This window comes from Brachyspira hyodysenteriae ATCC 27164 (assembly GCF_001676785.2).
Taxonomy (GTDB): Bacteria; Spirochaetota; Brachyspiria; order Brachyspirales; family Brachyspiraceae; genus Brachyspira; species Brachyspira hyodysenteriae.
The window spans coordinates 2,093,866-2,112,356 of the sequence record NZ_CP015910.2; the positions used below are offsets into that span (position 1 = coordinate 2,093,866).

An 18,491-nucleotide genomic window follows, 5' to 3' on the forward strand; every position below is an offset into this window, starting at 1 on the left:
CGTTTAGTAAATTTATTTACTAAACTATAAATGGCAAACAAGTTTTTTAGTAAATATAAGAAATAGAAAAATTATAATAAAATAAACTATAGAATTAATAAAAATATGGCTAAGAAAAATAATACTATATTCGTATGTGATAATTGCGGAGAAAGCACTATTAATTGGATGGGCAAATGTCCTTCATGCGGTTCTTGGAATAGTTTAAAACCTTTCACAGAACCTTCTCAGGATACTAATAAATCCATAAGAGAAAGAACTTCAACATCATCAAGTTCTGACAAGGCTTCATTAACTCCGCTAAAAAAAATAAAAACTAATGATAGAACTAGAATATCAACTAATATAGATGAACTTAACAGAGTATTAGGCGGCGGAATAGTACAGGGAAGCGTTATATTAATAGGAGGAGAACCTGGAATCGGTAAATCTACCCTACTATTACAAACTGCCTCAAACATTGCTAAAAATGAAAAAGTTTATTATTTCACAGGAGAAGAATCTCTTGAACAAATAAAATTAAGAGCAGACAGACTCACATTAGAAGATTCTGACTTTTTAATATCTTCAGAATCTAACTGCGATAATATAATAAACACTTTATTAGATGATACTCCCTCTCTTGCTATAATAGACTCCATACAAACTATATACAGTCCGTCTACAAACAGTATAGCAGGATCGCCGGCACAAATAAAGAACTGTGCTTGGGCTTTGATGCAAACTGCCAAATTAAAAAACATAACAATCTTTTTAGTAGGACATATAACTAAAGAAGGTACTATAGCAGGCCCTAAAATATTAGAGCATATTGTTGACTGCGTATTATATTTTGAGGGCGATGATAAAGGGATATACAGGATATTAAGAGCCGTAAAAAATCGTTATGGTGCTGTTGATGAAGTTGGTATATTTGAAATGGCAGAAAAGGGCTTAATGGAAGTAAAAGACCCTTCAAGAGTATTTACTAGAGGAGTTAATGAAACTGTATTTGCTGGAAATGTTGTAACTCCTGTAATAGAAGGAAGCCGAGTATTTTGCGTAGAACAAGAGGCATTAGTAGGAAGCAGTGCATTCGGATATCCTAGAAGGCTTACTATAGGTTATGATCAATACAGACTTCTTATTATAATAGCAATACTGGAAAAAAGAGCACATCTCAATCTTTCAAATCAAGATGTATACATAAACGTAGCTAATGGGCTTAATGTAAAAGAGACTGCAAGCGATTTAGCAATAGCAATGGCAATAGCTTCAAGTATGTCAGGAATATCTATTCAAAGGACTACTGCTTATATTGGAGAATTGGGGCTTTCAGGAGAGGTAAGACCTGTAAGATTCATTGAAAGAAGAATAAAAGAGATGCAGAAATTCTCTCTTAAAGAAGTATACATATCTAAAAGAGCTGTAAAAGAAATTAAAAATCCAGGCGACATAAAAATAATAGGCATAGATCATATTTCAGAAGCCGTAAAAAGGCTTGGTATTGGAAATTAACATAATAAAAAAACACTTGGGCGGGTGTGCTTTTTCTTATAAAAACAATAAATATAAATAAAATTATAATATTAAAAATCGGCCTTAAATAATAAAGGGCGGGGTATGTAAATAAATTTTTTATATAAAAATTATTATACACTTAGTCCTAATTTATTTATATCAATATCTTTAAAACTATTGTCTATTAACATTTTTACAGATTTAACACCAAGTTTCTTTAATTCATCAACTGTTTCAAAATAACAATTATCTATATTATTACATTGATGAGCATCTGAATTTATTGTAAAAGATACATTTTTTTCTAACAATTTTTTTATAGTATTTTTATTAGGATAATGAGCATTCAAATTATTTTTGTTCATAAGTTTAGTATTTATTTCAACTATAGAGCCATTTTTTTCAATAATATCTATAACCTCATCTACTTTTTTTGTATACCAATCTTCTTCTTCTGTAAAATATTCTTTATTTAAATTATATTTTCTAACCAAATCCAAATGTCCTATAATATCAGGTTTTTGAGTTTCTATCATTTTTATAACATTATCATAATATCTAAAAATAACTTCTTTAATATCACCAAAATGCTTTATAGTTTCATTAAAACTATCTCTAGACATATCTATAGGAAAATAAGAATTATTACCATCATCAATATAATGTACTGAACCTATTCTATAATCAAGCCCCATTTCTTTATCAGTATCTTTATTTAAATTTGAATAATAATCACCTTCTATACCTAAATATACCTGTATTTTATCTTTATAAATATCCTTTGCCTTTTTTATATTCTCTAAATATTTAATAGTATTTTCTTCAGACATAGAAGTATCATCTATATAAAAATGAGAATGTCCTGAAAAACCTAAGCTTATTAATTCTTTATCTATAGCATATTGTATATTTTCTTCAACTGTATTTTTACCATCACAATATTTAGTATGTGTATGCAAATTAGATATATATTTCATTTATATTTCCTTATAATATATAAAATAAACAATAATAAAAATATATATTAAAAAATATATTTTTAAATACAAAAATTAAAATATTTGACAAAATAATAATTTAATATATAATTGTCTTCGTTAATATCTAAGCTCGGGTGGTGGAATAGGTAGACACAACAGCTTGAGGTGCTGTCGGGTAACACCGTGCTGGTTCAAGTCCAGTCTCGAGCAAATCCACTTTTAATATCATCTAATAACTATTCAGTGTCTGAATCATTCTTTTCATCAGTTTTTTCTATTTTATTTACTATAACCTTATCTATTCTAGCACCGTCCATATCAACAACTTCCAAATTTAAATTCTTCCATTCTAAAGATTCGCCTTCACTAGGTACATGCTGAAGTAATTCTAAAATCAAACCGCTTATAGTATTATAATTATTTGAAGCATTTTCATCTTCTATTTCAAAATACTCTAAGAAATCATACATAGGACATTGCCCGTCTACAAACCAGCCTCCGCTCTTTCTCTTTCTAATATCCTTACTGTCTTTTCCTTCTGTTACAGAACCAACTAAAGCCTCAAATATATCGCTTTGAGTAATCATTCCGTCTATATTACCAAACTCATCAGATACAAGACCTATTTTAGTATTATTCTTTTTCATCTCTTCAAGAACTAAATAAACTTCCATGTTATTATGAAAGTAATTAGCTTTCTTCACAAACTTTTCTATTTTAGCCTTTGAAGTATTTAATTTATCGAATATATCAGTTACTCTTACAACTCCTACAATATTATCCAAATTTTTATCAACAACAGGATAAGCAGAAAAAGAATGTTTTGATACTATCTTTTTTATCTCATCATTACTCATATTTATATCTAAAAATACCATATCATTTCTATGTGTCATTATAGATTCTATTTTTCTATCTCCCAAAAAGAAAGCCCTCTCTATAATATTCTGTTCTATCTCCTTAACTTCTCCCCCTTGTCTGCCCTCTTCTATCATAGATTTTATTTCCTCTTCAGTAACAGGACTTTTATCATCTTTTATACCCAAAACTCTTGAAACAAGCAATGCGCTATTTGATAATATCCACACAAAAGGAGCACCTATCTTTGCAAGTATTGTCATAGGAGCTGCAACCACTTTTGCTATTCTTTCAGGCATTACCATTCCTATTCTTTTAGGCACAAGCTCTCCGAATATCAATGTAAGATATGTTACCAATGCTACCACCAATACCTGAGCTATTAAAGAAGCATAATTTAATGGTACATTTATTTTTACAAGTAAATTTGAAACTTCTTTGGCAACTGTATCGCCTGAGTAAATACCTGTTAATATACCTATTAAAGTTATACCTATTTGTATTGTAGATAAAAATTTGTCAGGATTATCTGCTAAAGCTAATGCAGTCTTTGCACCTTTATTTCCTTCTTTGCTGTCTTTCATAAGAGAAGATTTTCTAGCAGAAATTACTGCAATTTCCGACATGGCAAAAATACCATTTAAAAGTATTAACACTATTATTATAATTATATCCATTTTGATTTATCCTTAAAAATAAAAAAATATTTATTAGATTAAAAAAATTGAAAAAGAAAATAATACGATTTTACAGAGGTAAGTATTAAAATATTTATATAAAAAGAGTAAGTACTGAAAGTATTATCCTTAATAATAATTAATTTTTGTGATATTCATTATAATATAATTTATATAAAACTTCAAGTGTTTGTAAATAAAATTTTACTATATAGTATTATAATATAGTCATTTATTTATACTTTATTTCGTATATATAAAAATATTATAATATTTGCACTTTCGCGAAGCGTGCCTGCGGCGAAAGTGCAAATGTAAAATTAGTACTAAATCATATAAACTTTGTTTTACATGTAATATAAATTATTAATTTAAGATAAAATATAGCCCTTTTGCTTCTTTGTGGCAACAAAAGAAGTGGGGTGTGGGGGCTAGTCCCCACAAATAATAAAACTAAGAAAATAATTTTTGACAGAATATAGTTGTTTGGGTATATACCTAAACAACTACATTTTCTCAATTTTTTATTATTTTTGAATGTAATTATAATTTATAAATAATATAAAATATTAAGACATAGTAGTAAAATATGTTTTATCTGTAATATAAATTGTTAATTTTGTACAATAACAAGTAATCAGCCGCACGTATAGTTGGATATCCATAATAATTTGTAGTACCGTGCGGAAAGCCTGCACGAAGTGTACCAGAGTATAGGCGAATATTTGACAAACTTAAAAATTTTCAGTATATTATAAAAATTGAATTCATAATAAAAGGAAAATTTGATGAGCGATAAAAAAGCAAAAGCTATTTTACTATTATCAGGCGGATTAGACAGTATGCTTGTAGGAGCTATACTAAAAAGAGAAAATATTGATGTTCTTGCTTTGAGATTTGTTACAGGATTGGAATATGCTGTTATAAAAGAAGAATTACTTGAAATATACAGTGAAGACCCTGCTAAAAAGGCTGCTGATTTTCTTAATATACCAATAAGATTTGTATCATTAAAAGATGTTTATTTAGATATGTTTTTAAATCCTAAATACGGATACGGAAGTGCTATTAATCCATGTTTGGACTGTCATATATTAATGCTTAAAACTGCTAAAAAAATAATGGAAGAGGAAGGTTTTGACTTTATAGCTACAGGAGAAGTTAAAGGACAAAGACCTATGAGTCAGAAATCGCAAGACTTAATCAATGCTATAAAAGAAAGCGGACTTGATGGAAGATTATTAAGACCATTATCTGCAAAACTTCTGCCTATAACAAAAGCTGAAGAAGAAGGATTGATAAACAGGGAAAATCTTTATGATATATACGGTAGAAGCAGAAATGTACAAATGAAACTAGCAGAAGAGTTTGGAATAACAGACTACCCTATTCCAGCTGGTGCAGGCTGTGCTATAGTAGATAAAGGATATGCAAGACGATATAATGATCTAATAGCTAATAATGGAAAAGATATACTTAACATAGAGCTTATGCAGTATTTGGCTATAGGCAGACATGTAAGAATGAATAAAAATGTTAAGCTTTTACTTGGAAGAAATGAAAAAGAAAATGATGCCTTAGAAAAAAGAAAAAGAATAAACTGCATAGTATTAAGACCTAATTATAATAGAGGACCTTTAGGCTATTTAGAAATATACGATGATAATGCAGAAAATATTGATGCAGATACAATATATAAATCTGCTATGATAATGGGATATTTTTCAAAAGAAGAAAATGAAACTTTATCTATAACAGCATCATATTATAATGACTGCGATGATAAAGAATATAAAAGTGAGATAATAGAAATAAACAATAAAGAATCTAAAAACACAAAATTTGAACAGATAGTTTAAAATAATAATACCCTTTCAAATTATTCATTTAAAAGGGCATCACTATAACTTTTAGGATATTTTTATTTAACTTACTTTCTTATCGGAATAAATGTAACTATCTTTATATGCTGGAATCTTTTTTATTTCAGCTAAAGCCTTTTGAGCTTCTTCTCTAGTTTCATATCTGCCTATTTTTAATTTATACATCATTTTTCCATCAGACATAGTTTCTTCTTTGATAAAAGCTTTTGGGAATTTAGCTTTTAAACTATCTCTAGCAGAATAAGTATTATCTTTGTCATAACCTACAGCAACTTGTATGAAGTATATAGAATCTGCTGAAGAACTTCTGCTATAAGGCACAGTGCTTTTTTCAGTAGTTGTCTGCTTAACAGGAGGTATACTAACCATTTGCTGAGGAGGAGTGTATGTAGTGTTAGGTGCTAATCCAGCTGTATCTTTTTCTTTAATATTTTCATTGATTGCATCTAATTCAGAAGCCAAATTCTGAGTATATTCATTATATCTGTCTGCTGAAGTATTACCTTCTCTGATAATGCTGTTATTATTAACTGCAGCATCATATTCGCTTAATGCTGTAATATCATCATTAGGCATATCAGCTGTACTTGTTTCTGTTGCTGCCATATTTTCGCCGTCCTGAGCATTTCTCATTAAAGCTGCAATAGAATCATCAGTATTATTTGCATGAACAGGTTTTGAACCGCCTAAATGAAACCCTAATACAAATATAAATAAAATTAAAGCAACAGAACTAATAGAAAATATTAATAATCTTATAGGGGTAAAATTAACTATATAAAGAGTTTTTCTTCTGCCAATATTGTAATTAATAGAAGATCCTTTTTCTTCTGTGTTTGGATTTTGATTTAACTCCATAATACCTTCCTAATTTTTTAGAGATTATAATTAAATTATTATAATCTTTCATGTTGTTTATTAGAATATCGGCATTGAGTCTATTATTTTTAACATCTCTTTGCATTTTTAATCTTTTTCTTGCTTCAGTTTCTGAAATATTTCTAGTTTTTTTCATTCTTTTGATAATATCAGAAGTTTTTGAATTGACATATATTAAACTGCTGCACATAAAACGAATTTTACTTCTCATAATAAGAGCAGCTTCTATTACAACATCTTTATCTGTACTTTCTACAATTTCTTTTACTTTATTTTCTATATATGGATAATTAAGTTCCTGAAGTTTTTTTAACTTTTTAGCATTGCAAAATACTATGGATCCTAACTTTTTTCTGTCTATATTATTATTTTCATCTAATATAGATGATGAAAATTCTTTTACTATATTATCTTTATTATTAATTAAAGCCTCATGCCCTATCAAATCGGCATCAATATATAATGCATTCATTTCCTCAGCAAGCATCTTAGAAAATGAACTTTTTCCGGAGCATATAAGTCCATATACTCCTACAATATTTCTTTCCATAATATTTTTACTATTTATAATTAATTAACAGCATTAGCATTTGTATTAGTACTTTGAACTGTGTTTGTTATATAAGGCATTACTATTTGATTTAAATTTACTTTATTCAAAAGTCTTCCGTCTATAAGTTTAGCCAAAGAAACATTTTCATCTGCTGTTATAACCTTTATCATACCTATAGCACTATTATAACCTCTAGTAGATAAATCAGTTCTAGCTGCTGATGTATCATAAAGAATCAAATTCATATTATTAGTTATACCCTGCATTCTTCCAGCATTTATGTATATATTATCATTATGAATTTTTATAACTTTAGAATAGAAAGGAACGCTATTATTTATAACTCTTCCTGCCATAACAGCTGCCCCCATTATTTTTTCTCTGCCTCTAGTCATAACAGTGAAATTAGTAACAACTTTCTCACTCTTAACATCAACTAAATCAAGCATGATAGTAAAAGTATCATTATTCTGAAAAGCAGAACCTCTTAAAAAATAATCAACTTTTCTATTATTAAGTTGTTTATATAAATCTATTGTATCATAATAATTTGTATACATCTCTAATACTTTAAATCTTCCAAATTGAGGAAGTACATAAGCCAATGTCTGATATAAAGATGTATTCAAAAATAAAGGACTATCTTTTTGTGCTGTAATAGTATCTGTTATAGCAACTGTGAATCCAGGAGTTTCAAGATTATACTGTTCTATTCCCCATGATTTTGAAACTATATTTTTATCTAATTTTCTTTTATAACTATCATATTTATATATAATAGATTTCTCTTCAGGGTTAACATTTCTTGCTATTTCTAATTCCTCTAAAGATTTCTCTTCCAATCCCATTCTTCTATAAACATCAGAAAGCATCAATCTTGCATAAGTATTAGCAGGATTTAATTTAAGCATATGTTTTAAATATGCCTGAGATCTTATATTATCTGCAAGTCTTGTATAATAAGATGCTAAATTTCCATAATATAAAGCAGCCCTATCCCTCTCATAATCCACAGTAGGATTAGTATGTAGTAATACTCTTTCATAAGCAAGTCTGCCGAGTTCATCTTCAGGCTTAGTTCTAAGGTAATTTATATATGCATTTTTGGCTCTAACATAATTATTAGCTCCCTCATAAACATTACCTATATAATAGTATTTAGAATTATTTTTAAATCCTGTATCAGGCATATATTCCAACATAGCTATTGCTTCATCATATCTGCCCAAAGAAATAAATACATTAGCCTTCAATATTTTAGCATCATTATAATTTGTATAATAAAATAAGGCATTATTAATTTCATCTAAAGATCTATTATATTCTTTATTTAAATAATAATAATTTGCTAAATGGTAATAAGATTCAGCCATTCTAGGATTATTAGTCATATTCTCATTAAATAAACTCAAAGCTGCAGCATTATTTCCATTAGCAAGATGCAAGTATGCCAAAGCAACAGTAGCTTCAGGTCTTACTCTGTCAAGAACTCTGGCTCTTTCATACATATTCATAGCTGTTTGATAATATCCGGCTCTCTCACTTAAAACGCCTTCACCATAATTAGCTATATAATTTTTACTATCTAATTTTTTTATATCACTTACTGTTGTTCTAGCTTCTGAATTTCTATTATTAATAAGCTCCATAGTTAGCTTTCTTTCGAGCAGTCTATAATTTCTTGAATGATAACGCTCTGCATCAGCTATTAAAGTTTCAACCATAGCAAAATTGTTAAGCTTTATATAATTATCTATCAATAAAAGATATGAATCTAAATCACTAGGCTTAACATTAAGAGATTCTAATATTCTTATAGAACTTTCATAATTTCTTTCATTATACAATTTCAAAGCATTTTCTAAAGTATTTTGAGAAAATGCATGAAAAGTAAATATTTGAAAAATAAAAAGACTTAATAATAATCTTTTTTTAAAAATATTTTTCTTCATATTTTAAATTACACCTTATCTCATAGTATTTCTTGCCTGTATTTGACGTCTCAAAAAAGCAGGTTTTTCTAAATCATTGTCAACTGTAGAAGTTTCACCAAATATAGACATTTTAGAACCCATTTTATTATGTTTATCCATATAATCATCTGATACTATATCAAATGGTCTTTTATGATAATCAGAATGAGGATTATTATGCTTTTCCTCATCTTCAAAACGCATCTCTTCTGATATTTTTTCTACTGCTCTACTATTAATAGTAGAATTTTTTGTTTCATATCTATGAGTATATTCTGAATTATTATTAACTATAGTTCTGTTAAATGTTTCCATAACATTGGCATTATAGTTATTATTTTCCTCATTAGTAATATTAGCTTTATCTTCTTCCTCAATAAATCTATTTGCTTTAGCTATTAAAGGTTTCTTAAGATTTCTAATATTATTTTCAAATTTATATTCTTTAGTTTCCTGAACATCATTCTTATTTGAAGTTAATACATTTTCTTTAACCTCTTCTTTTTCTTCTTCTACTGCTATTGTTTCTTTTTCTACCGCTTTCTCAGCTGTCTTAATATTTTCTGCCTCAGATTTACTAATTTCATTAACTTCTACTTTAGACTGAACACTTTCAAGTTCAACTTCTTTCTCTTCTTCAGGTTCTTTTACTATAGTATTTATATTATCTATTTCACTAATATTTTCAGCTGCATTTTTTGATACAGTTTTACTTTCAGCAATAATCTTTTCATTAATTTCTACTTTATTTATTTCTGATTTATTGTTTTGTATATTTTCTTCTTTTTTATCGTTATTTTTTTCTTCAACTTTGTTTTCTACAGCAGGAGATTCAACTTTATTAGTAACAGCATCATTAGAAGAATTAGAATTATTATTTATAACTTCATCTTTTTTATTATCTGTTACAGACTTGTTTATTATATCATTTGCATGTGAATCTACATCTTTATTTTCAGAATCATTTTTTGAATTAGCATCAAATCCTGTAGCAACTATTGTAACAATAATTTCATCTTTTATATCTTCTTTAGGACAAACACCAATTTTTATATTAGCATTATCATTAGCATAATTATTGATAATTTTACTAGCTTCTCTATACTCTTTCATAGCAAAATCTTTAGGACAAACTATATTAGCAAGTATACCTCTAGCATTTTTGATGCTTGAAACATCTAGAAGAGGATTTTCAAATGCATTAGTTATAGCTTTTTGAAGTCTGTCATCTCCTTTACCTACTCCTATACCCAAATGAGCTCTTCCATTAGATAGAGAAATCATAGTTTTTACATCGGCAAAGTCAACATTTATGAATCCTGTTTGAGTAATTATATCAGAAATTCCTTGTACTCCTTGACGAAGTATATCATCTACAACAGATAAAGCTTCTTCATAGCTGTAATCGTCCATATCAACCATATCATAAAGGTTTTCATTAGGTATTATGATAAGAGAGTCAACAACTGAAAGCATTTTATCTATACCAGACTCAGCACGGCTCATTTTTAATTTACCTTCATATTCAAAAGGTTTTGTAACAACACCTATAGTCAAAGCTCCAGCTTTTTTAGCAGCCTCAGCAACTACAGGGCTTGCTCCAGTTCCTGTACCGCCTCCGAAACTGCTTGCAATAAATACTAAATTAGCTCCGCTTACAACTTCTTCTATATTAGCTATATCTTCTCTTGCAGCTTCAGCACCTTTTTCAGGATCAGTACCGGCTCCTAGTCCTTGAGTTACTCTATCGCCCAAAACTATTCTTGTAGGAGCATTAGAACGGGATAATGCCTGAGCATCTGTATTCATGGCAATAAAATCTACATCTTTTAAACCTTCTTCTATCATTCTGTTTACAGCATTACATCCGCCGTTGCCGACTCCTATTACTTTTATTACTGTATCCAATGATGAAGAATCATTCTTAAATGCCATTTTTTCGCTCCCTTTCATATTATCTGCCAATTGTATGCGATAGTTAGGATTCATTGCAGCTCCCCTTGCTATATAATAAATTTCTAATTTAAATTCATTTAAATTAAAAATAAATTTATAATAAACATATTTCAATAAACATAATTATATTAACATAATTGCCAAATTCTGCAAGTAGTAAAAATAAAAAAATATGTTATTATGTTAATCGGATTTTTTTAACTTTTAATTATAAAAAATATTATGTTAATTATATTTTTATTGTTTGTATTATTCTTATTTTAAATATATACTAATAGATAACTAATATTACTTATAAAAAATAATAATGATAAAAAACAAAAATAATAAAAGAGAATATTTATGAATATACATATACATACTTTTGGATGCCGCCTAAATCAATATGAAAGCGAAAAAATTTCATATGAGTTAAAAAATTTAGGTGCTAACATAACAGAATTAGATAATGCTGAGGCTATAGCTATAAATACATGCACTGTTACTAATGACAGTGATAAAAAGCTTATGTCATATTTAGAAAAATTGGGAGATATACAAAATAAAAAAGTATTTCTAATAGGATGCTATGTTTCAAAAAAAGATAAAGATTCTTCTATATTTAAAGACAATATCGTTCTTATACCAAATGAAAAAAAAGAAGAGGCTTCTGAAATAATATTCAATACTTTACATAATAATTCCAACAATAAAATAGATAATCCTATATTCTTTCCTCAGGAACAAAGCAGAGCCTATTTAAAAATACAGGATGGATGCAATGTTTTTTGTACTTATTGTATAGTATCAAGAGTACGCGGAAGTCATAGAAGTGTTGAACCTTCAAAAATATACGATGCTGTAAAAATGGCTAATGATTTTAATTATAAAGAAATAGTTTTAACAGGTTTAAATCTTGGTTCATACAACTATAATAATGAAATAAACTTCACAAAAATACTTCAAAATATATTAGAGTATTCATCTAAATATGGAATAAGAATAAGACTTTCATCTATTGAGCCTATTTATTTTGATGATGGGCTTATAAGTCTATTTAAAAATGATGATATACTATGTCCGCATGCACATATACCTTTACAGTCTGGAAGCAATAAAATATTACAGCTTATGAACAGAAGATACACAAGAGAAGATTATCTAAATATCACAGAAAAACTGTATAAAACTAATTCAAATATGTCTATAAGCAGTGATGTAATGGTGGGCTTTCCTCATGAAGATAATAATGACTTTAATGATACTTATGATTTATGCGAAAAATCAAAATTTATAAAGATTCATATATTCAGGTATTCCAACAGAGAAAATACTCCTTCATCAAAGATGGATAATCAAGTTGGGTACAGAACTAAATTAAAAAGAGCTAAAACATTGAATAATTTAAATAACAAACTTAAAGATTCATATTACAAAAATGCTGAAGGAAGAGATTTAAAAATAGTAATAGAAAAAGCCTTACAAGATAACAACTATATTGGAACGAGTGCTGAATATTTAAAATGCAAAATTCATAGCGAAAATGCTTTAAGCAAAAAGGATCTTGTATCAGCAAAGGCATTGAAATATGAAAAAGGTATTATGATTTGCGAGTAAATCTAATATTAATAAATAATCCTGCTTTTAAGTTTTTCATTTAATAAAAAATAATTTAAAAGCAGAATTTTATATTAATAATTACATTTAATTAATAATAATATCTATATTATTACATATCGTTTAATATATTATTAATAATATCTGTTAATTTATCAAATTCTATTTTTAATTTATTTTCATCTTCTATTTGATTTTTAAAAATTGAATGAATAATTTCTATTATTATATCAATTAAAAAATAACCCATATTTGATTTTTTATATATACAATCTGTACATCCAAATAATAATTTTAATGAATCATATGAATAATTACTATAATCATTAAAAATATCATATATCACTTTTAAATTATTATCTTTTTGTAACTCTTCTAAAAATTGTTTAAAACCATTATTATTAATATTATTTATTTCATCACAATAATAACAATTAAAAACACCTTTAAGCATAATAAATTCTATTAATTCTGAAACATATATAAAACCTGAATGAATATTCAAGTATATAGTAATTACCTTATCAATAAAATACTTGCTGTCTTCAATAATTTCAGTAAATAAATATAAAATAATACATACATTTTTTAAATTATTCTTATAGAAATATTGATTATATATTTTATCAAAAATTGGTACACATAATAATTCATCATCTATACTAGATATATTATTTATTTTAAGTAAATTATTTAATACTTTAAAAACTGCTTTAGAATCATATAAAGAATATAACAATATATTAATATGATATATATAATTCCAATCATTAAAAATAGTATTCCATATATTAGTATTATGTTCAAAATACATATTTAATAATTTTATTTTTGTATCTACATCATTATTTTCTATTAAATCAGAATTAATGATTTTATTTAAGATATAAAAATCTACAATATTATGGTTTTTCAAAACTTTAACAATATCTGAAATATTAGACTTATTAATTATATTCTTAAAAATATTTAATTTAATAAAATCATCTATGATTGCATTTAACTCTGTTCTGCCATTTTCAAAAAATATATATGAATAAATAAATGCTGAAAAAATGATAGAATTAGGAATATTTAATTTTTTTAATATATCTATTTTATTTTCAATTAAGTTTATATCTACACAATTTACTTTATATATTGAATCAATAACTTTATACATAAAAATCATTTTCATAATATTAGTATTTACATTACTATTTTCATTTAAATAAAAATATTTATTTATAATTATATCTAATGCTAGTATTTGCAATTCTCCACCATTTAAACTAGATTTTTTAATATAATTAACTATAGAATCAGGATCTATTTTATATATATTTTTTATAAATATTGTCCAAACATATATACCAAATATTTCTCTTCCAGAATAATCTAATGCATTTGAAATTTCAATATAATTTTCTATAGATAATTCATCTTTTTTTATAATATCTAGTAAACTATTAGAATAAGTTAATGTCAATCCTGATTTTTCATAATGATTATTAAATAAATATTTTTCCATTTTTATAAGCAATTCTGTTTTATCTGAAATTAATTCAATATCCTTATTAAAAATATCTGCCAATATTGTATAATTATTTTGATTTATATGAGATAAAGTATCAGATAAAGCTAAAAAAGCGATTATTTCATCATCATTTTTTAATTTATTATATTTTTCAATAAAACCATTTATATTATTTTTTAATACATAATCTATACTATTATTTTCTATATCATCTACTAAATATTTAATATATTTATTTTTGTATTTATTTTTATTATTTTTAATAACATCTTTCATATTGAAAAACTCAATTGAATTATTTAATATATTATAAATATATTCTCTTAATTTATCATTTTTTAATATATCAATATATAATACTCCAAGAGGATATTCTACCATAACAGAGTTAATACTATTTGTAAGAGAATATAATAATACATTATTTCCTCTTTTTAATAATAAATACCTATCATGCATTTTTACATTGTTTATCGTTTTTAATATTACATTAGTATTTGTTAATTCAAATAATTTATAAATATTTGACAATTGAGATGATAAATAATCACTATTTTTTGAAGTAGTAATTATTGTAATATTTCCAACAAGTCTATTAATCAATACCATCATATTTTGAGTAGAATTCATATTATTATCTTTATTATTTAAATCATCAAATGCATCAAAATACGGATCTATAAAAATTGCCTCATCTGATTCTTTAACAAGTTCTATCATCTTATTCACACATTCTGTACTATTTATCTTTTCAAACCAATAACTTTCTGATGCATTAAACTTTGTATAATCACATCTATCATTTATAAATTTATCTTTTATGTATTGATTATAAATGATATAATCTTTTAATTCAGTATTATTTATTTTATCAATATAACTTATTTTTGAATGTATAGTATTATCTTTTAATGATATATTTCTTAAATCTTTATTTTTTTTACTTAGAATATCAGTTATACTCAATATATTTTGCATAATATGCATTTTTAAATCTATCTCTAATAATAGGTGATAATTTTCATAATATATAGATTCTCCAGTTTCATCAAATATTTCTAAACTATACCCAGTTGGCAGCATTGATACAGTAATATTTTTTAAATAATCAATATTAACAATGTTAATAATACTATCAAAAATTATTTCATCATAAGAATAAATGATAAGCCTTGCTATATTACCCAACACACTATCATCAAATGATAAATGGACTTCAGATGAATATATATCTATATTTATTTTAATAGGAGTATTATAAAATAAAATATTATTCTCCATAATATAAAAAGTTCCAATAGGTATAGAATCATTATAAAAAAATGGAGCAGCATATTTTTTTAATTTTTCTACAATATTACTCATATCAATATTACCAAAGTCATAATCATTAATAAATAATTTTTTAAATTTATGTAAACTAATAAAAGAATATAAATTTTTTGATTTATTTAATTTAGCCTCTGATATATATTTTATATCCATATCATTACCATTTTGTTTAAGTAAATCAAATGAAAAAATATTATCATTGATATATTTATTAATGAATTCATTATATTCATTTTTATCTAAAATACTAAAAGATATTTCTATTTCAGAATCATTAAAAACAGGTAATTTATCTAAAAAACAAAAATTATCACACTTTATTACAAATCCAAAAAGAAATATTTTATCATTACCTAAAATTAAGTTATAAATATAACAAATATATTTTTTTTCCATATAACAATCCTAATTTAATTAATAACAATTATAAATGATATTAATAAAAATAAACAATATATAGTACACAATACTACAATTATAGTAAATAAAATTTATAAAAGATATTTTTATGCTATAAAATAATAAAACACAATAATTACAAATTAGAAATTACATAGAATATGATAATAAATAAAGAACTTAATAATGAAAGAAAACAAAATATTTTAAATCTCCTAAATAAATGCAAAGAAACAGATAAAAGTTCAAACAATTAGCATCAGAAAATTATAAATATAAATTGAATACTAATATAAATAAGTATGAATTCAAACTTCTATATAAAAATAATTATTTTTGGCATTATCTTATAAATTAATAATCAATATTATTATTTTTTAAAAACTCTATTGCAGGTTCTATATTTTCAGCTGCTAATTCTTTCATATTATCCATAATTGCATTTATTTCATATTCATCATTATTTTTTAAAGCTGTTTGATAAGATTTATTAAAATACTCTAATGCTTCGCTGTTTAATTTATTATAATTTTCTATATTGTTTTTTTCTTTTAAAGCCAATCTTGATTTTACTTCGCCTATATTATTATAAGGCAAAGAAAGTTCAGAATTTATTTCCAATGCCTTATAAAAATTTTCCAATGCTTTATCATATTCCTTTAATCTCACATAATAGCTTCCCAAATTATTAAAAGCATAATCATGTTGTTCATTTAATTTTACAGTCATTTTATAATCTTTAAAAGATTCTTCATAATTTTTCAAAGCATCATTAGCAATGCCCCTATTATAATATGCCTCATCAAAATTGGGATTTAACTCTATAGCTTTGTCAAAATCCTTAATAGCTTCTTCATACAAACATAAATCAAGTTCAGCATTTCCCTTATAACTATATATTTCATAATTATCAGGCTCTAAATCTATAGCCTTATTATAATCATCAATAGATTCTTTTACTAATCCTGCATTATGTTTGGCAATGGCTATCTTATAATAACAATCATTTCCAAGTTCTATAGCATTAGTATAATTTTCTATAGCCTCATCATATTTTTTTAATATTTCATATACAATAGCTTTTAAATAAAATAAATAAGCTCTATCAGAATCTGAATCTATATTATATAAAGCTTCATCAAAATCTTTAATTGCATCATCATATAAATTCAAATTAATCTTTACCATAGCCCTTTCATAATAAGCATCTATATAAAGTTTATCCAATTCCAAAGTTTTATTATAATCATCAATAGCCTCTTCATAATGTTTTAAATCATACTTAGCATTTCCTCTGTAAAAATACGCATCAGGATAATCAGGATTGAGTTTTATAAATGCATCAAAGTTATCAATAGCTTCTTCATATCTTTCTAATTCTAAATAACATATACCTAAACTATAATAAACAAATATATTATCAGAATCAATAATATTATTAAAATCTTTTATAGCTTCTTCAAATAACTCTAAATTCTGTTTGCATAAAGCCATATTATAAACAGCTTCTTTATCATTAGGATTTAACTCTAAAACTTTATTGTAATCTTCTATAGCTTTATCATATTCTTCCAACTTAGAGTATGTTAAAGCCCTATTATAATAAGAATCAATATCATTTTTATTTAACTCTATAACTCTATTATAATCATTTATAGCATTTTCAAACATATTTAAATTAGAATAAGCTAAAGCCCTATCATAATATATATAACTCTCATTAGGCAAATCATCTAATGCAATACTAAAGTCTTTAATAGCCTCTTCAAATAAATTCAAATTAAATTTTGACAAACCTCTATAATAATAATATATATAATTAATTTCATCATACTCTATTAATAGTTTATTAAAATCATCAATAGCTTCATTATGACTATTAATTTTAGCATAAGATAAAGCCCTAATAAAATAAGCATCTTTAAAATCAGGATCTAATTCTAAAGTTTTATTAAAATCTTTTATAGCCTCTTCATATAATCCTAAATTATATTTAGAAACTCCCCTGCTATGATAAGCATTTCCATATTTATCATTAAGCTCTAAAGTTTTATCAAAATATTTTAAAGACTCTTTATACATTTTTAAATTGCATTTAGAAGTACCTATATTATAATAAGCACTTATTAAAATATTATGCATATTATCAATTTCTTCATCGCTTGTTTCATCATCATCACTGCTGTAAATAATAAATTCATTATCAGAATAAAAAACTAAATCTTTATTATAAATATCAATTATTTTTTCTAAGTTATAAATAGCTTCTTCATATCTTTTTTCTATAAAAGCATTTTTTCCTAATTCAAATAACTGCTGTATTTCTTCTTTTATCATTTATTTATCCTGAATAAAAAGTTCTAATTTGTATATTAGAATATTTTAATAA

The 18,491-nt window shown here is 25.1% G+C and carries 11 protein-coding genes and 1 tRNA gene; 4 read left to right on the forward strand and 8 right to left on the reverse strand.

Going from position 1 to position 18,491, the window contains the following annotated elements; genetic code table 11:
• Positions 1-105 precede the first annotated feature (105 nt).
• Complete coding sequence (radA, locus tag BHYOB78_RS09180) at positions 106-1,497, forward strand: DNA repair protein RadA (protein WP_020063920.1); 1,392 nt, start codon at positions 106-108, stop codon at positions 1,495-1,497.
• Between the two features lie 134 nt (positions 1,498-1,631).
• On the opposite strand, the gene BHYOB78_RS09185 is transcribed toward radA, so the two are convergent.
• Positions 1,632-2,477, reverse strand: a complete 846-nt coding sequence (locus tag BHYOB78_RS09185) for a histidinol-phosphatase (RefSeq protein WP_020063921.1) — start codon at positions 2,475-2,477, stop codon at positions 1,632-1,634.
• A 131-nt stretch (positions 2,478-2,608) separates the two neighbouring features.
• Here BHYOB78_RS09185 and BHYOB78_RS09190 point away from each other — a divergent pair.
• Positions 2,609-2,690: transfer RNA gene (locus BHYOB78_RS09190), tRNA-Leu, on the forward strand.
• Positions 2,691-2,716: 26 nt separating this feature from the next.
• Here BHYOB78_RS09190 and BHYOB78_RS09195 read toward each other — a convergent pair.
• Positions 2,717-4,015, reverse strand: coding sequence for a hemolysin family protein (locus BHYOB78_RS09195; protein ID WP_020063922.1), 1,299 nt, complete (start codon positions 4,013-4,015; stop codon positions 2,717-2,719).
• A 788-nt stretch (positions 4,016-4,803) separates the two neighbouring features.
• On the opposite strand from BHYOB78_RS09195, the gene BHYOB78_RS09200 reads away from it, so the two are divergent.
• Entirely contained in the window at positions 4,804-5,874 is a 1,071-nt protein-coding gene (locus BHYOB78_RS09200; RefSeq protein ID WP_020063923.1) for a thiamine biosynthesis protein, read from the forward strand.
• A gap of 66 nt (positions 5,875-5,940) precedes the next feature.
• On the opposite strand, the gene BHYOB78_RS09205 is transcribed toward BHYOB78_RS09200, so the two are convergent.
• From BHYOB78_RS09205 to ftsZ, 4 genes are read right to left on the reverse strand one after another with little or no spacing between them, the layout of a single operon-like run.
• Positions 5,941-6,756 (reverse strand): SPOR domain-containing protein, encoded by an 816-nt coding sequence (locus tag BHYOB78_RS09205; protein WP_020063924.1) that lies wholly within the window; start codon positions 6,754-6,756, stop codon positions 5,941-5,943.
• Positions 6,707-7,327, reverse strand: coding sequence for a dephospho-CoA kinase (gene coaE, locus BHYOB78_RS09210; protein ID WP_012670497.1), 621 nt, complete (start codon positions 7,325-7,327; stop codon positions 6,707-6,709). Before coaE ends, BHYOB78_RS09205 begins: the two co-directional genes overlap by 50 nt.
• A 20-nt stretch (positions 7,328-7,347) precedes the next feature.
• Complete coding sequence (locus tag BHYOB78_RS09215; RefSeq protein ID WP_020063925.1) at positions 7,348-9,282, reverse strand: tetratricopeptide repeat protein; 1,935 nt, start codon at positions 9,280-9,282, stop codon at positions 7,348-7,350.
• Between the two features lie 15 nt (positions 9,283-9,297).
• Positions 9,298-11,292 carry a cell division protein FtsZ gene (gene ftsZ / locus BHYOB78_RS09220; RefSeq protein ID WP_020063926.1) on the reverse strand — a complete coding sequence of 665 codons (1,995 nt, stop codon included), beginning with the start codon at positions 11,290-11,292 and terminating at the stop codon, positions 9,298-9,300.
• A gap of 309 nt (positions 11,293-11,601) precedes the next feature.
• Here ftsZ and mtaB point away from each other — a divergent pair, with 309 nt between their 5' ends.
• A complete protein-coding gene (gene mtaB / locus BHYOB78_RS09225; protein ID WP_020063927.1) occupies positions 11,602-12,855 on the forward strand; it encodes a tRNA (N(6)-L-threonylcarbamoyladenosine(37)-C(2))-methylthiotransferase MtaB in 1,254 nt (417 codons plus the stop codon).
• Between the two features lie 112 nt (positions 12,856-12,967).
• On the opposite strand, the gene BHYOB78_RS09230 is transcribed toward mtaB, so the two are convergent.
• Positions 12,968-16,099, reverse strand: coding sequence for a VPA1262 family protein (locus BHYOB78_RS09230; RefSeq protein WP_020063928.1), 3,132 nt, complete (start codon positions 16,097-16,099; stop codon positions 12,968-12,970).
• 357 nt (positions 16,100-16,456) lie between these two features.
• On the reverse strand, positions 16,457-18,439 hold the full coding sequence (locus BHYOB78_RS09235; RefSeq protein WP_020063929.1) for a tetratricopeptide repeat protein: 1,983 nt from the start codon (positions 18,437-18,439) through the stop codon (positions 16,457-16,459).
• Between the last annotated feature and the right edge of the window lie 52 nt (positions 18,440-18,491).

Excerpts from the sequence above, each read along its gene's own strand:
- radA (WP_020063920.1), top strand. The coding sequence starts at position 106 with ATGGCTAAGAAAAATAATACTATATTCGTATGTGATAATTGCGGAGAA.
- BHYOB78_RS09185 (WP_020063921.1), bottom strand. The coding sequence starts at position 2,477 with ATGAAATATATATCTAATTTGCATACACATACTAAATATTGTGATGGT.
- BHYOB78_RS09195 (WP_020063922.1), bottom strand. The coding sequence starts at position 4,015 with ATGGATATAATTATAATAATAGTGTTAATACTTTTAAATGGTATTTTT.
- BHYOB78_RS09200 (WP_020063923.1), top strand. The coding sequence starts at position 4,804 with ATGAGCGATAAAAAAGCAAAAGCTATTTTACTATTATCAGGCGGATTA.
- BHYOB78_RS09205 (WP_020063924.1), bottom strand. The coding sequence starts at position 6,756 with ATGGAGTTAAATCAAAATCCAAACACAGAAGAAAAAGGATCTTCTATT.
- coaE (WP_012670497.1), bottom strand. The coding sequence starts at position 7,327 with ATGGAAAGAAATATTGTAGGAGTATATGGACTTATATGCTCCGGAAAA.
- BHYOB78_RS09215 (WP_020063925.1), bottom strand. The coding sequence starts at position 9,282 with ATGAAGAAAAATATTTTTAAAAAAAGATTATTATTAAGTCTTTTTATT.
- ftsZ (WP_020063926.1), bottom strand. The coding sequence starts at position 11,292 with ATGAATCCTAACTATCGCATACAATTGGCAGATAATATGAAAGGGAGC.
- mtaB (WP_020063927.1), top strand. The coding sequence starts at position 11,602 with ATGAATATACATATACATACTTTTGGATGCCGCCTAAATCAATATGAA.
- BHYOB78_RS09230 (WP_020063928.1), bottom strand. The coding sequence starts at position 16,099 with ATGGAAAAAAAATATATTTGTTATATTTATAACTTAATTTTAGGTAAT.
- BHYOB78_RS09235 (WP_020063929.1), bottom strand. The coding sequence starts at position 18,439 with ATGATAAAAGAAGAAATACAGCAGTTATTTGAATTAGGAAAAAATGCT.